General features: G+C 72.5%; 12 protein-coding genes. 10 read left to right on the forward strand and 2 right to left on the reverse strand.

Features of this window, described 5'->3' with window-relative positions:
* Positions 1-66 precede the first annotated feature (66 nt).
* From ACZ6EG_RS26160 to ftsH, 5 genes are all read left to right on the forward strand, one after another.
* Positions 67-1,413 (forward strand): ammonium transporter, encoded by a 1,347-nt coding sequence (locus ACZ6EG_RS26160; RefSeq protein WP_391971831.1) that lies wholly within the window; start codon positions 67-69, stop codon positions 1,411-1,413.
* Positions 1,410-1,748, forward strand: a complete 339-nt coding sequence (locus ACZ6EG_RS26165; protein WP_019328769.1) for a P-II family nitrogen regulator — start codon at positions 1,410-1,412, stop codon at positions 1,746-1,748. Before ACZ6EG_RS26160 ends, ACZ6EG_RS26165 begins: the two co-directional genes overlap by 4 nt.
* 41 nt (positions 1,749-1,789) lie before the next feature.
* Positions 1,790-4,237: a [protein-PII] uridylyltransferase gene (locus ACZ6EG_RS26170; RefSeq protein ID WP_391971830.1), complete on the forward strand. Its 2,448-nt coding sequence runs from the start codon at positions 1,790-1,792 to the stop codon at positions 4,235-4,237.
* Between the two features lie 172 nt (positions 4,238-4,409).
* A complete protein-coding gene (ffh, locus tag ACZ6EG_RS26175; protein WP_361012976.1) occupies positions 4,410-5,960 on the forward strand; it encodes a signal recognition particle protein in 1,551 nt (516 codons plus the stop codon).
* A 144-nt stretch (positions 5,961-6,104) separates the two neighbouring features.
* Complete coding sequence (gene ftsH, locus ACZ6EG_RS26180) at positions 6,105-8,048, forward strand: ATP-dependent zinc metalloprotease FtsH (protein ID WP_391971829.1); 1,944 nt, start codon at positions 6,105-6,107, stop codon at positions 8,046-8,048.
* Positions 8,049-8,087: 39 nt separating this feature from the next.
* Here ftsH and ACZ6EG_RS26185 read toward each other — a convergent pair whose 3' ends face one another.
* Positions 8,088-8,696 (reverse strand): hypothetical protein, encoded by a 609-nt coding sequence (locus ACZ6EG_RS26185; RefSeq protein WP_469608055.1) that lies wholly within the window; start codon positions 8,694-8,696, stop codon positions 8,088-8,090.
* A 160-nt stretch (positions 8,697-8,856) separates the two neighbouring features.
* The gene (locus ACZ6EG_RS26190) at positions 8,857-9,726 is read right to left on the reverse strand and encodes a class I SAM-dependent methyltransferase (RefSeq protein WP_469608058.1); all 870 of its coding nucleotides are present in this window, start codon (positions 9,724-9,726) and stop codon (positions 8,857-8,859) included.
* Positions 9,727-10,395: 669 nt separating this feature from the next.
* On the opposite strand from ACZ6EG_RS26190, the gene ACZ6EG_RS26195 reads away from it, so the two are divergent.
* The 5 genes from ACZ6EG_RS26195 (at position 10,396) to trmD (ending at position 13,421) form a co-directional block, all read left to right on the forward strand.
* Positions 10,396-10,992, forward strand: coding sequence for a hypothetical protein (locus tag ACZ6EG_RS26195; RefSeq protein WP_356612302.1), 597 nt, complete (start codon positions 10,396-10,398; stop codon positions 10,990-10,992).
* A gap of 211 nt (positions 10,993-11,203) precedes the next feature.
* Positions 11,204-11,632 carry a 30S ribosomal protein S16 gene (rpsP, locus tag ACZ6EG_RS26200; RefSeq protein WP_356612300.1) on the forward strand — a complete coding sequence of 143 codons (429 nt, stop codon included), beginning with the start codon at positions 11,204-11,206 and terminating at the stop codon, positions 11,630-11,632.
* Between the two features lie 2 nt (positions 11,633-11,634).
* Complete coding sequence (locus tag ACZ6EG_RS26205) at positions 11,635-11,874, forward strand: RNA-binding protein (protein ID WP_005479813.1); 240 nt, start codon at positions 11,635-11,637, stop codon at positions 11,872-11,874.
* Between the two features lie 150 nt (positions 11,875-12,024).
* Complete coding sequence (gene rimM, locus ACZ6EG_RS26210) at positions 12,025-12,588, forward strand: ribosome maturation factor RimM (protein ID WP_356612298.1); 564 nt, start codon at positions 12,025-12,027, stop codon at positions 12,586-12,588.
* On the forward strand, positions 12,588-13,421 hold the full coding sequence (gene trmD, locus ACZ6EG_RS26215) for a tRNA (guanosine(37)-N1)-methyltransferase TrmD (RefSeq protein ID WP_361012964.1): 834 nt from the start codon (positions 12,588-12,590) through the stop codon (positions 13,419-13,421). The genes rimM and trmD overlap by 1 nt, the downstream gene beginning before the upstream one ends.
* Positions 13,422-13,468: the final 47 nt, after the last annotated feature.

Genomic DNA, 13,468 nt, shown 5'->3' on the forward strand with positions numbered 1-13,468 from the left:
CCGGCCCACCCCTCATGCCGCCAGGCTTCGCCCGCACGGGGCCGTACCAACGACGAGGAGACGCCGATGGCTCCAGCCATCACGCTCGCCGCAGAGACGGAGCTCTCTGCCGCCAACACGGGCTTCATGCTCATCTGCTCCGCCCTGGTGATGCTCATGACGCCGGCCCTGGCCTTCTTCTACGGAGGCATGGTCCGCGTCAAGAGCACCCTGAACATGCTGATGATGAGCTTCATCAGCCTCGGCATCGTCACCGTCCTGTGGGTGCTGTACGGCTTCTCCATGGCGTTCGGCACGGACACCGGCAGCATCGTCGGCTGGAACTCCGACTGGGTCGGCCTGAGCAACATCGGGCTGACCGAGCTGTGGGACGGCTACACCATCCCGGTCTTCGTCTTCCTGGTCTTCCAGCTCATGTTCGCGGTGCTCACCCCCGCCCTGATCAGCGGCGCCCTCGCGGACCGGGTGAAGTTCACGGCCTGGGCGCTGTTCGTCGCCCTGTGGGCCACGATCGTCTACTTCCCGGTCGCCCACTGGGTCTGGGGCGCCGGTGGCTGGGCCTTCGAGCTGGGTGTGATCGACTTCGCCGGCGGTACGGCCGTGCACATCAACGCCGGTGCCGCGGCGCTCGGCGTGATCCTGGTCATCGGCAAGCGGGTCGGCTTCAAGAAGGACCCGATGCGCCCGCACAGCCTCCCGCTGGTCATGCTCGGCGCGGGCCTGCTCTGGTTCGGCTGGTTCGGCTTCAACGCCGGCTCGTGGCTGGGCAACGACGACGGCGTCGGCGCGCTGATGTTCGTCAACACGCAGGTCGCCACCGGCGCGGCCGTCCTCGGCTGGCTCGCCTACGAGAAGATCCGCCACGGCGCCTTCACCACGCTGGGTGCCGCCTCCGGCGCCGTCTCCGGCCTGGTCGCCATCACCCCGGCGGGCGGCGCGGTCTCCCCGCTCGGCGCCATCGCCGTCGGCATCGTCGCCGGTGTCCTGTGCGCCATGGCCGTCTCCCTGAAGTACCGGTTCGGCTACGACGACTCCCTCGACGTCGTCGGCGTCCACCTCGTCGGCGGCATCCTCGGCTCCCTCCTCGTCGGCTTCTTCGCCACCGGCAAGGGCCAGTCCGACGTCGAGGGCCTCTTCTACGGAGGCGGCCTGGACCAGTTCTGGAAGCAGTGCGCCGGTGTCTTCGGGGTGCTCGCCTACTCTCTGGTCGTCTCCGCCGCCCTCGCCTTCGTCCTGCACAAGACGATCGGCATGCGCGTGCCGGAGGACGACGAGGTGGCCGGCATCGACCAGGCCGAGCACGCCGAGACCGCATACGACTTCAGCGGCGCCGGCGGCGGTGCCGCCCGCACGACCGCCACGCCGGGCGCCTCCGCGGCCGCGCCGGCCGAGAGCAAGAAGGTGGACGCATGAAGCTCATCACCGCCGTCGTCAAGCCGCACCGGCTCGACGAGATCAAGGAGGCCCTCCAGGCCTTCGGAGTCCACGGCCTCACCGTCACCGAGGCCAGCGGCTACGGCCGCCAGCGCGGCCACACCGAGGTCTACCGCGGTGCCGAGTACACGGTCGACCTGGTGCCCAAGATCCGCATCGAGGTCCTCGTCGAGGACGACGACGCCGAGCAGCTGATCGAGGTCGTGGTCAAGGCGGCCCGCACCGGGAAGATCGGCGACGGCAAGGTCTGGTCGGTCCCGGTCGACACCGCCGTACGCGTCCGGACCGGTGAGCGCGGACCCGACGCGCTCTGACGCTGCTCGCAAACACGGGAACGGGACGGGAGAGTCGCCGGGTGACGGGTACGGACGTGACGAAAGAAGCAGAGGACTCGGGACCCAGCGGCTACGCGGCGGCCCGGCTGCGCCTCCTCACCGAGGGGGCGCGGTCCGGGCCGCCGCGCCGTCTTGCCCTCGCCGAGCTGACGGACGACTGGCTGTCCGGCCTCGTCGCCGCGGCGGGCGGCCCGGCCCGGGGCGTCTCCCTGGTCGCCGTCGGCGGCTACGGCCGCGGTGAGCTGTCCCCGCGCAGCGACCTGGACCTGCTCCTGCTGCACGACGGCGGCGACGACAAGGCGGTCGCCGCCCTCGCCGACCGCCTCTGGTACCCGGTGTGGGACCTCGGTCTCGCCCTGGACCACTCCGTGCGCACGCCGGCCCAGGCCCGGAGGACGGCGGGCGAGGACCTCAAGGTCCAGCTCGGGCTCCTCGACGCCCGCCACCTCGCCGGCGACGCCGGGCTGACCGCGGGACTGCGTACGGCCGTCCTCGCCGACTGGCGCAACCAGGCCCCCCGGCGCCTCCCCGAACTGCGTGAGCTGTGCGCGGAGCGCGCCGAACGGCAGGGCGAGCTGCAGTACCTGCTGGAACCCGACCTCAAGGAGGCCCGGGGCGGTCTGCGGGACGCCACCACCCTGCGCGCGGTCGCCGCCTCCTGGCTGGCCGACGCCCCGCGCGAGGGCCTCGCCGACGCCCGGCGCCGACTGCTCGACGTACGGGACGCGCTGCACCTGACGACCGGGCGGGCGACCGACCGGCTGGCGCTCCAGGAGCAGGACCAGGTGGCCGCCGAGCTGGGCCTGCTGGACGCCGACGCCCTGCTCCGGCAGGTCTACGAGGCGGCACGCGTCATCTCCTACGCCGGCGACGTCACCTGGCGCGAGGTGGGGCGCGTCCTGCGCGCGCGGTCCGTGCGGCCGAGGCTGCGCGCCATGCTGGGCGGCGGGAGACCCGCCCCCGAGCGCTCGCCGCTCGCCGAGGGCGTGGTCGAGCAGGACGGCGAGGTGGTGCTCGCCCGCACCGCACGCCCCGAACGCGATCCCGTGCTTCCGCTGCGGGCCGCGGCCGCCGCCGCGCAGGCCGGGCTCCCGCTCTCGCTGCACGCCGTGCGACGGCTCGCGGCCACCGCGCGCCCGCTGCCCGCCCCCTGGCCCGCCGAGGCACGTGAGCAACTGGTGACCCTGCTGGGTTCCGGCCGGCCCACGGTGCAGGTCTGGGAGGCGCTGGAGGCCGAGGGGCTGGTCACCAAGCTTCTGCCCGACTGGGAGCGGGTGCGCTGCCGCCCGCAGCGCAACGCCGTGCACGTGTGGACCGTCGACCGGCACCTGATCGAGACCGCGGTGCGCGCCGCCGACTTCACCCGCCGCGTCCACCGGCCCGACCTGCTGCTGGTCGCCGCGCTGCTGCACGACATCGGCAAGGGCTGGCCCGGCGACCACTCCGTGGCCGGTGAGACCATCGCGCGGGACGTGGCCGCCCGCATCGGCTTCGACCGCGCGGACGCGGCCGTCCTCGCCACCCTCGTACGCCACCACCTGCTGCTCGTCGAGACCGCCACCCGGCGGGACCTGGACGACCCGGCGACCGTGCGGGCGGTCGCCGAGGCGGTCGGCACCGAGCACACCCTGGAGTTGCTGCACGCCCTGACCGAGGCGGACGCGCTGGCCACCGGGCCCGCCGCGTGGTCCTCCTGGCGCGGCTTGCTCGTCGCCGACCTGGTGAAACGCGTCGCGGCGGTGCTGGCGGGCGACCCGCTGGAGGAGCCCGAGGCCGCCGCGCCCACCGCCGAGCAGGAACGGCTCGCCGTCGAGGCCTTCCGCACCGGCGGGCCGGTCCTCGCCCTGCGCGCCCAGACCGAGCCGCCCGTGGCCCCGGCGCCGGGGGACGACCCGGAGCCGCTCGGCGTGGAGCTGCTGATCGCCGTGCCCGACCAGGCGGGCGTGCTCCCCGCGGTGGCCGGGGTCCTCGCCATGCACCGGCTGACCGTCCGCACCGCCGAGCTGCGGTCCCTGCCGCTGCCGGACGGCGTCGAGGGCTCCGTCCTGCTGCTGGACTGGCGGGTCGCCGCCGAGTACGGCTCCCTGCCCCAGGCCGTCCGCCTGCGCGCCGACCTGGTCAGGGCCCTGGACGGCAGCCTGGACATCGCCGGCCGGCTCGCGGAACGGGACGCCGCCTATCCCAGGCGCCGGGGTGTGGAGCCGCCCCCGCCGCGGGTGACCGTCGCCCCGGCCGCCTCCCGGCTGGCCACGGTGATCGAGGTCCGCGCCCAGGACGCGCCGGGGCTGCTCTTCCGGCTCGGGCGGGCGCTGGAGGCCGCGGGGGTGCGGGTGCGGAGCGCGCACGCGTCGACGCTGGGTTCGAATGCCGTGGACGCCTTCTACGTCACCGGCCCGGAGGGCGCGCGGCTGCCGGGGGAGGAGGCGGGGGACGTGGCGCGGGCGCTGGAGGAGGCGTTGCGGGCGTGACCTTGTGGTGATGTGGCTCAGCAAGTGCTGAAGATGGTCAAGGTGTGCTCCCCGCACACGCGGGGCCCCCGTCCCTGTCCCCTCCCCTTGGCGGGCAGGGACACTTTGCTTGCCAGGCCGGATACCCTGGAGGGCGACCCACACCAACGCCGACGCGAGGACCTACGCCGCCGTGTTCGATACTCTCTCCGACCGCCTGTCAGCCACCTTCAAATCCCTCCGGGGCAAAGGACGGCTGACCGAGGCGGACATCGACGCCACGGCCCGCGAGATCCGCATCGCGCTCCTCGAAGCCGACGTCGCCCTGCCCGTCGTGCGGGCCTTCATCAAGAAGGTCAAGGAGCGCTCCCTGGGCGCCGAGGTCTCCAAGGCGCTCAACCCGGCCCAGCAGGTCCTCAAGATCGTCAACGAGGAACTGGTGGGCATCCTCGGCGGCGAGACCCGCCGCCTGCGCTTCGCCAAGCAGCCGCCGACCGTCATCATGCTGGCCGGTCTCCAGGGCGCCGGTAAGACCACCCTCGCGGGCAAGCTCGGCAGGTGGCTCAAGGAGCAGGGCCACTCGCCGCTCCTCGTCGCCTGTGACCTCCAGCGACCCAACGCCGTCAACCAGCTGAGCGTCGTCGCCGAGCGCGCCGGCGTCGCGGTCTACGCGCCCGAGCCGGGCAACGGCGTCGGCGACCCGGTCAAGGTCGCCAAGGACTCCATCGAGTTCGCCAAGGCCAAGGTCCACGACCTGGTCATCGTCGACACCGCCGGCCGCCTCGGCATCGACCAGGAGCTGATGCAGCAGGCCGCGGACATCCGCGACGCCGTCAGCCCCGACGAGATCCTCTTCGTCGTCGACGCGATGATCGGCCAGGACGCGGTCAACACCGCCGAGTCCTTCCGCGACGGCGTCGGCTTCGACGGCGTGGTGCTCTCCAAGCTCGACGGTGACGCCCGCGGTGGTGCGGCCCTGTCGATCGCCTCGGTGACCGGCAAGCCGATCATGTTCGCGTCCAACGGCGAGAAGCTCGAGGACTTCGACGCCTTCCACCCTGACCGGATGGCCTCCCGCATCCTCGATATGGGTGACCTGCTCACCCTGATCGAGCAGGCGGAGAAGACGTTCAGTCAGGAAGAGGCCGAGAAAATGGCCTCCAAGCTGGCGTCCAAGAAGGGCCAGGACTTCACCCTGGACGACTTCCTGGCCCAGATGGAGCAGGTCCGGAAGATGGGCAGCATCAGCAAGCTGCTCGGCATGCTCCCGGGCATGGGCCAGATGAAGGACCAGATCAACAACCTCGACGAGCGCGACGTCGACCGCACGGCCGCCATCATCAAGTCGATGACCCCGGCCGAGCGCCAGGAGCCGACGATCATCAACGGCTCGCGCCGCGCCCGTATCGCCAAGGGTTCCGGCGTCGACGTCAGCGCGGTGAAGGGCCTGGTCGAGCGGTTCTTCGAGGCCCGCAAGATGATGTCCCGCATGGCCCAGGGCGGCGGTATGCCCGGCATGCCGGGGATGCCGGGCATGGGCGGTGGCCCGGGCCGGCAGAAGAAGCAGCAGAAGAAGACCAAGGGCAAGCAGCGCTCCGGCAACCCGATGAAGCGCAAGCAGCAGGAGCAGGAGGAGGCCGCCCGCCGCGCCGCCGCCGCGCAGAACGGCGGCGCCTTCGGACTGCCCCAGCAGGGCGGCCAGGACTTCGAGCTGCCGGACGAGTTCAAGAAGTTCATGGGCTGACGCCTGACGCCTGACGCCTGACGTCCGTACGGCGCTGGGGGCGCCCCGCGACAGGAGCGCGGGGCGCCCCCAGTGCCGTACCGGTGCCGTAGCACCGTCGTACACCCACATGCCCGCGCGGCTTTCCTGTCGTAACGTCCGGATATGACCAACCCGTCCCCGCCGCGCAAGGCCCCCGAGCGACCCTGGCGCACCGAGGGCACGCCCGACGAGCCGCCCAAGCCGCCGCCCGGCAGAAGGATGCGCGGCGGCTGGTGGAACCTGGCCCTGGCAGCGCTGATCGTCTACCTCATCGCCAACCTGGTCCTCTCCTTCTTCAACGAGGGCGACGAGCCGACCATCTCCTACACGGAGTTCAGCAAGCAGGTCGACGAGGGCAACGTCAGCAAGATCTACGCCAAGGGCGACGCGATCCAGGGCCAGCTGAGGAAGGCCCGGGGCAACCCCGAGGGCGACGGGAGCTACACCAAGTTCACGACCGAGCGGCCGACCTTCGCCGACGACCGGCTCTGGGAGGAGCTGACCGAGCACGACGTCACCGTCACGGCCGAGCCGGTCGTCCGGCAGCGCAGCTTCCTGGTCAACCTGCTGATCGCGCTGGCGCCGATGCTGCTCCTCGTGGTGCTGTGGATCTTCATCGCGCGCCGCATGAGGGGCGCCCTCGGCGGCGGTGCCGGCGGCATGCTCGGCCGCAAGGCACCGCCCAAGCCGGTCGAGCTGGAGGCCGGCGAGCCGCGCACCACCTTCGCCGACGTGGCCGGGATCGACGAGGTAGAGGGCGAGCTGAGCGACGTCGTCGACTTCCTGAAGAACCCCGACGAGTACCGCCGCATGGGCGCCAAGATGCCCCGGGGCGTCCTGCTGTCCGGCCCGCCCGGCACCGGGAAGACCCTCCTCGCGCGCGCGGTCGCCGGGGAGGCGGGCGTGCCGTTCTTCTCCGCGTCAGCGTCCGAGTTCATCGAGATGATCGTGGGTGTGGGCGCCTCCCGGGTGCGGGAGCTGTTCGCCGAGGCGCGCAAGGTCGCGCCGTCGATCATCTTCATCGACGAGATCGACACCATCGGTCGCGCGCGGGGCGGCGGCTCCGGCATGGGGGGCCACGACGAGCGCGAGCAGACCCTGAACCAGATCCTCACGGAGATGGACGGCTTCTCGGGGGCCGAGGGCGTGATCGTCATCGCCGCGACCAACCGCGCCGACATCCTGGACCCGGCCCTGACCCGTCCCGGCCGCTTCGACCGGCTGGTCACCGTATCGCCGCCGGACCGGGGCGGCCGCAGGGCGATCCTGGAGATCCACACCCGTGAGATCCCGCTCGCCCCGGACGTCGACCTGACCCAGGTGGCCCGCACGACCCCGGGCATGACCGGCGCCGAACTCGCCAACCTCGCCAACGAGGCCGCACTGCTCGCGGTCAAGCGGAAGCAGGACCGGGTGACGCAGGCGAACCTCTCCGAGGCGCTGGAGAAGGTCCAGCTGGGCGCCGAACGCCCCCTGGTGATGCCCGAGGACGAGCGCCGGCGCACCGCCTACCACGAGAGCGGGCACGCCCTGCTGGGCATGTTGCAACCGGGCGCCGACCCCGTTCGCAAGATCACCATCGTGCCGCGCGGACGGGCGCTCGGGGTGACGCTGTCGACGCCGGACTCGGACAAGTACGCGTTCACGGAGGAGTACCTGCGCGGACGGATCATCGGCGCGCTCGGCGGCATGGCGGCCGAGCAGGTGGTGTACGACGTGATCACCACCGGCTCGGAGAGCGATCTCGAACAGGTCACCCGGATCGCGCGCGGCATGGTCGGCCGCTGGGGCATGAGCGAACAGGTCGGTCGGCTCTCCGCCCTCCCCGGCGACGCCCAGCAGGCCTACGGACTGGCCGCCGCACCCGGGACCCTCGACGCCATCGACGGCGAGATGCGGCGGGTCGTCGACGAGTGCTACGCGCAGGCCCTGCGCAAGCTGCGCGAGCACCGCGGACAGCTCGACGCGCTGGCCGAGGCACTGCTGGCCGACGAGACCCTGGAGGAGGCGGACGCGTACCGGATCGCCGGGATCACGCGGCCGGCCAAGGACGGCCCCGAGGGGTGAACGCGGTCCGGCACCGCTCCGGGCACCGCCCCGGGGCCGCTACCGGCGCGGGAACTTCCAGACCCAGGGCTCGCCGTCCTCCTCCGACCAGTGCACCTCGACGCTCGTGGCGTCCGCGGGGACCAGGTAGGTCTCGCAGAAGACATGGCTCTCGCCCTGCTTCCAGCTCTCCACCGCGTACGGGTCCTCGCAGCCCGGGGCGTCGTCCGGGGCGCCGACGAGGATGCCGCCGCGCTGCCCGTCGGCGAAGACCGCGGCGGCGTCGTGGACCTCGGAGCCCTCGGTGAGGGCCGGGCCGCCCCGGTGCGTGTACTCCAGGTGCGCGACGGCCGGCACCCTGCCCTCGGCGTCCGCCGCGTCGGCCACCGCCTCGGCGGCCTCCGCCTCCGTGCCCACGTCCACCTTCCGCGCCACGACCTCGTAGGTGACGGCGCCGGGCCCTTCCGCGACCTTCCCCGTCACGGCCTTGCCCGCCGCCACGTCGCCGCCCGACGCCGCGCGTGCCGGAGCGGCCGGGACCTCGGGGCTCCTCGCGTCGGTGTCCTCCCCACCCCCGGTCCCGCACGCGGTGAGGGTCAGGGCGAGGACGGCGACGGGCGCGGCGAGGCGCGACGGGCTCGTGCGGTGCGGCACTGCGGGCTCCTGCATGCAGAGGTGTTCGTTCCCCGGGGACGGTGGACCAGAGTAGAGCGCCGGGATCCACCAGGAGCACCCACGCGAGCCCCGCCGGTTCCGCACACGACTCGCCGCCACCGCGGGAAGCCCTTCCACGGCCGCACGCGTCCGGCCGGAACCCTTCGTCAGGTCGTCAGGTCGTCCGGGCGATCAGGTACCGGAACACGTTGGGCATCCACACGGTCCCGTCCGGCCGCCGGTGCGCGTGCAGAGCCTCCGACAGCTCCTTGTCGACCTGCTCCTGGTCGGTCGCCGCGATCGCCGCGTCGAACAGGCCGGTCGACAGCAGTCCGCGCACCGCGCTGTCGACGTCGCCGTACCCGAAGGGGCACGCCACCCGCCCCGAGCCGTCCGGCCGGAGACCCACGCGCTGGGCCACCTCCTCCAGGTCGTCGCGCAGGGCGGGGCGCCACCGCCCCGCGCCGCGCAGCGGGTCCGCGAGCTTGGTGGCCACCCGCAGCACCGACGTCGTCGCGCACCGCTCCGGCGGGCCCCAGCCGGCCAGCACCACGGCGGCCCCGCGCCCGGCCAGCGGCACGGCCTGCGCGAGCAGCTCGCCCAGCCCCTCCGAGTCGCCCGCCAGGCACCCGATGGGCTCGAAGGCGGTCACCAGGGTGAACGCCGGCGCCGACGGGTCCGCCGCGTCACCGGGACCGCCCTCGACGACCCGCGCGGCGTCCGCACGCGCGCGTGCCTCCCGGCTTCCGGGCGCGTCGGGCAGCAACCGCTGCCGTGCCAGGTCGACGCGCTCCGGGAAGCGGGAGTCGACACCGGTCACCGACGCGCCGCGCGAGGCGGCCATCAGCAGAGCCAGTCCGGACCCGCAGCCCAGCCCCAGCATCCGGGTGCCGCCGCCCACGTGCAGCCGCTCGTAGACGGCCTCGTACAGCGGTACGAGCATCCGCTCCTGTATCTCGGACCAGTCACGCGCGCGTGCACGCGGGTCCACGCGAGGCGTCACCCCCGCGTGGGACGAGTGCTGCCGCACGAGCGTAGGTGTCATAGGAAAGCGCCCCAATCGCCGAGTGTTGCCGCTGTGCCGGATTCGGTGGCCCCCGTGCAGTGCGCTCGCACTCCCCCCGTATGCCAGGAAACTCCGGGCTCGCCGTGGCGTCCAGTGGTAGCGGGCGCCGGTTTGCCCGGCCCCCGCCGCGGTGGCGAGATTTCACTTCCCGGCAATGTGGGCCTGGCCGCGCGGTACTCGAGGTAGCACCTGCGCGACCCCTTCGGCGGATGGCCTGATCGTGGCGCTCGGCGATGACAGCGGGTCGCGACGGCGCGGAGGGCGCGGTTCCGGCCAAGGTCGCCGAGCCCGGCGACGCCGCCCGGTGACGGGAACCGGCAGGGGGAGGGGCGGTACCGCACGCCGGTGGCACACCCGGTAACGTCGCCTCCGTCGGCGCGCCCGATCGGGTGGTGCCCCGGCGGGGGCACAGCGACCGAAACGCCCCTTGCGCATCGGGCATTCTCACGCCCCCCGCGCGTGGACAGGATCTACGCGCCGGCGCGTACGTCGGACTACGCACCAGCTTGGTACGAGCTGCGAGGCTTCTCCGCAGATCAGCGCACCCGCCCTCGTCGGGACGCATCAGCGGCAACTGACGGGTACGTGCAAATTATTTGGGATGCCCCGGAATAGGAACACAGCGGCACCCCGGCTCGTTGTCATTACGTGAGCACGACACCACCTGTTCTCGCCGCAGAGCTGGCGCAGGCGTGGGCCGACATTCAGCGGCACCACACCGAGCTGCCCGATCTTGCCGCGCCCGAGTCCCTGATCGGAGAGTCGTCGTCCGCCTGCGGGCACGAGCTCTCCTTCGAGCGACTGCTCCATGAGGCAGTCCACGGCATCGCCGCCGCGCGCGGAGTACGCGACACCTCCCGCGCGGGGCGCTATCACAACCGTCGTTTCCTCGCGATCGCCGAGGAGATGGGCCTCGACCACCCCGAGGAGCCGCATCCCAGCAGCGGTTTCTCGCTGGTCACGCTCACCCCCGAGGCGAAGCGCCGCTACCGCCCGACGATCGAACGCCTCCAGCGCGCGCTGAAGGCCCACACCGCCGCGACCGCGACCGACTCGGCCCGCAGTTTCCGCGGGCCGGCCGCACGCCACGGATCCTCCGGGGGAGGGGTGCGGGTGAAGGCGGTCTGCGACTGCGGACGCAACGTCCGGGTCGTGCCGTCCGTCCTGGCCCAGGCCCCGATCATGTGCGGCGGCTGCGGCAAGCCGTTCCGGATTCCGGAGGTGGTCGGCGCGGTGGCGAGCTGAGGATCCGGCTGCTCGTGGCGGCCGGATCCGGGCGCGGTGCCCTCGGTCCGAAGGGCACGCCCGCGTGTGGCACAATGGTCAGCTGTACTCGACAGTCGCACAGGACCCCTCTCTCCTCCGGCTGACGCGTCCATCGGGCACTCGGGTACCGCAACCCCACGCGGCTCTCTCGCCGTGCCCACCCACGTCAAATCCAGGAGAACCCACTCCCGTGGCAGTCAAGATCAAGCTGAAGCGTCTGGGCAAGATCCGTTCGCCTCACTACCGCATCGTCGTCGCCGACTCCCGTACCCGCCGTGACGGCCGGGCCATCGAGGAGATCGGCAAGTACCACCCGACGTACAACCCGTCGGTGATGGAGGTCGACGCCGAGCGTGTCGCGTACTGGCTCGGTGTCGGCGCCCAGCCGACCGAGCCCGTGCTCGCCATCCTGAAGAAGACCGGCGACTGGCAGAAGTTCAAGGGCGAGCCCGCCCCGGCGCCGCTGCTGCAGCCGGCCGAGAAGTCGGCCCGTCCGTCCTTCGAGGCGCTCGGTGGCGACGACGAGGGCAAGGGTGAGGCGATCACCCAGAAGAAGAAGGCCGAGAAGAAGGACGAGGCCGCGGCCGAGTCCTCTTCGTCTGAGTCGACCGAGGCCTGAGCATGCTCGAGGAGGCTCTCGAGCACCTCGTGAAGGGCATCGTCGACAACCCTGACGATGTGCAGGTCGCCTCGCGCGACCTGCGCCGCGGGCGTGTGCTCGAGGTCCGGGTGCACCCCGACGACCTCGGCAAGGTGATCGGCCGCAACGGCCGCACCGCGCGCGCTCTGCGCACCGTCGTGGGCGCCATCGGCGGCCGTGGTGTCCGCGTCGACCTCGTCGACGTCGACCACGTCCGCTGACGCCGAACGCAGCACCGGCTCGGGCCGGGGAGGGCCACCGGCCGTCCCCGGCCCGCAGTCGTTGTGCGCCGTGACCGACTCGTCGTAGTCCCGGACCATGGTTTCAGGCCGTGGGTTTCGGCCGTAGTTCCGACAGGAGAAGCAAGCACCGTGCAGCTGGTAGTCGCGCGCATCGGCCGCGCCCACGGCATCAAGGGCGAGGTCACCGTGGAGGTCCGCACCGACGAGCCGGAGCTGCGGCTCGGCCCCGGTGCCGTACTCGCCACCGACCCCGCCTCCACCGGACCGCTCACCATCGAGACCGGCCGGGTCCACAGCGGCCGTCTCCTGCTGCGCTTCGCCGGTGTGCACGACCGCACCGGCGCCGAGGCGCTGCGCAACACCCTCCTGATCGCCGACGTCGACCCCGAAGAGCGGCCCGAGGACGAGGACGAGTACTACGACCACCAGCTGATCGACCTCGACGTGGTGACCGCGGACGGTACGGAGGTCGGCCGGATCACCGAGATCTCCCACCTGCCCACGCAGGACCTGTTCGTCGTGGAGCGCCCCGACGGCAGCGAGGTCTACGTGCCCTTCGTCTCCGAGATCGTCACCGAGATCGACCTGGACGAGCAGCGCGCGGTCATCGACCCGCCGCCCGGTCTGATCGACGACCGCGCGGAGATCGCCTCCGCGCGGGACGCCGAGGACGCGGCCGGGGACGAGGCGTGATGCGGCTCGACGTCGTCACGATCTTCCCCGAGTACCTGGAACCGCTGAACGTCTCCCTCGTCGGCAAGGCACGCGCGCGGGGGCAGCTGAACGTCCATGTGCACCACCTGCGCGACTGGACGTACGACCGCCACAACACCGTCGACGACACCCCGTACGGCGGCGGCCCCGGCATGGTGATGAAGACCGAGCCGTGGGGCGACGCGCTCGACTCCGTCCTGGCCGACGGCTACGAGACGGGTTCAGGTCAACCCGCCCTGATCGTGCCCACGCCCAGCGGCCGGCCCTTCACCCAGGACCTCGCCGTCCAGCTCTCCGAGCGCCCCTGGCTGATCTTCACGCCCGCCCGCTACGAGGGCATCGACCGCCGCGTGATCGACGAGTACGCGACCAGGATGCCCGTGTACGAGGTGTCCATCGGTGACTATGTCCTGGCCGGTGGCGAGGCGGCCGTCCTCGTCGTCACCGAGGCCGTGGCGCGGCTGCTGCCCGGCGTCCTCGGCAACGCCGAGTCCCACCGGGACGACTCCTTCGCCCCCGGCGCCATGGCCAACCTGCTGGAGGGCCCCGTCCACACCAAGCCGCCGCAGTGGCGCGGGCGGGGCATCCCCGACGTGCTGCTCAGCGGGCACCACGGGAAGATCGCGCGCTGGCGCCGCGACGAGGCCCTGCGGCGCACCACGGCCAACCGGCCCGACCTGATCGAGCGGTGCGACCCGAAGGCCTTCGACAAGAAGGACCGGGAGATGCTCTCCATCCTCGGCTGGGAGCCCGATCCGGCGGGGGAGCCGTACGGCCGATTTTGGCGCAGGACCCCCGGCGTGGAAGAATAGGCCGCTGTTGTGCGTCCGTCCGGAGCGCGCCCCTGCCACAGGGGGAG

The organism is Streptomyces sp. NPDC041968 (genome assembly GCF_055589025.1).

Excerpts from the sequence above, each read along its gene's own strand:
- trmD (WP_361012964.1), top strand. The coding sequence starts at position 12,588 with ATGCGGCTCGACGTCGTCACGATCTTCCCCGAGTACCTGGAACCGCTG.
- ACZ6EG_RS26185 (WP_469608055.1), bottom strand. The coding sequence starts at position 8,696 with ATGCAGGAGCCCGCAGTGCCGCACCGCACGAGCCCGTCGCGCCTCGCC.
- ACZ6EG_RS26190 (WP_469608058.1), bottom strand. The coding sequence starts at position 9,726 with ATGACACCTACGCTCGTGCGGCAGCACTCGTCCCACGCGGGGGTGACG.
- ACZ6EG_RS26205 (WP_005479813.1), top strand. The coding sequence starts at position 11,635 with ATGCTCGAGGAGGCTCTCGAGCACCTCGTGAAGGGCATCGTCGACAAC.
- ftsH (WP_391971829.1), top strand. The coding sequence starts at position 6,105 with ATGACCAACCCGTCCCCGCCGCGCAAGGCCCCCGAGCGACCCTGGCGC.
- ACZ6EG_RS26160 (WP_391971831.1), top strand. The coding sequence starts at position 67 with ATGGCTCCAGCCATCACGCTCGCCGCAGAGACGGAGCTCTCTGCCGCC.
- ACZ6EG_RS26165 (WP_019328769.1), top strand. The coding sequence starts at position 1,410 with ATGAAGCTCATCACCGCCGTCGTCAAGCCGCACCGGCTCGACGAGATC.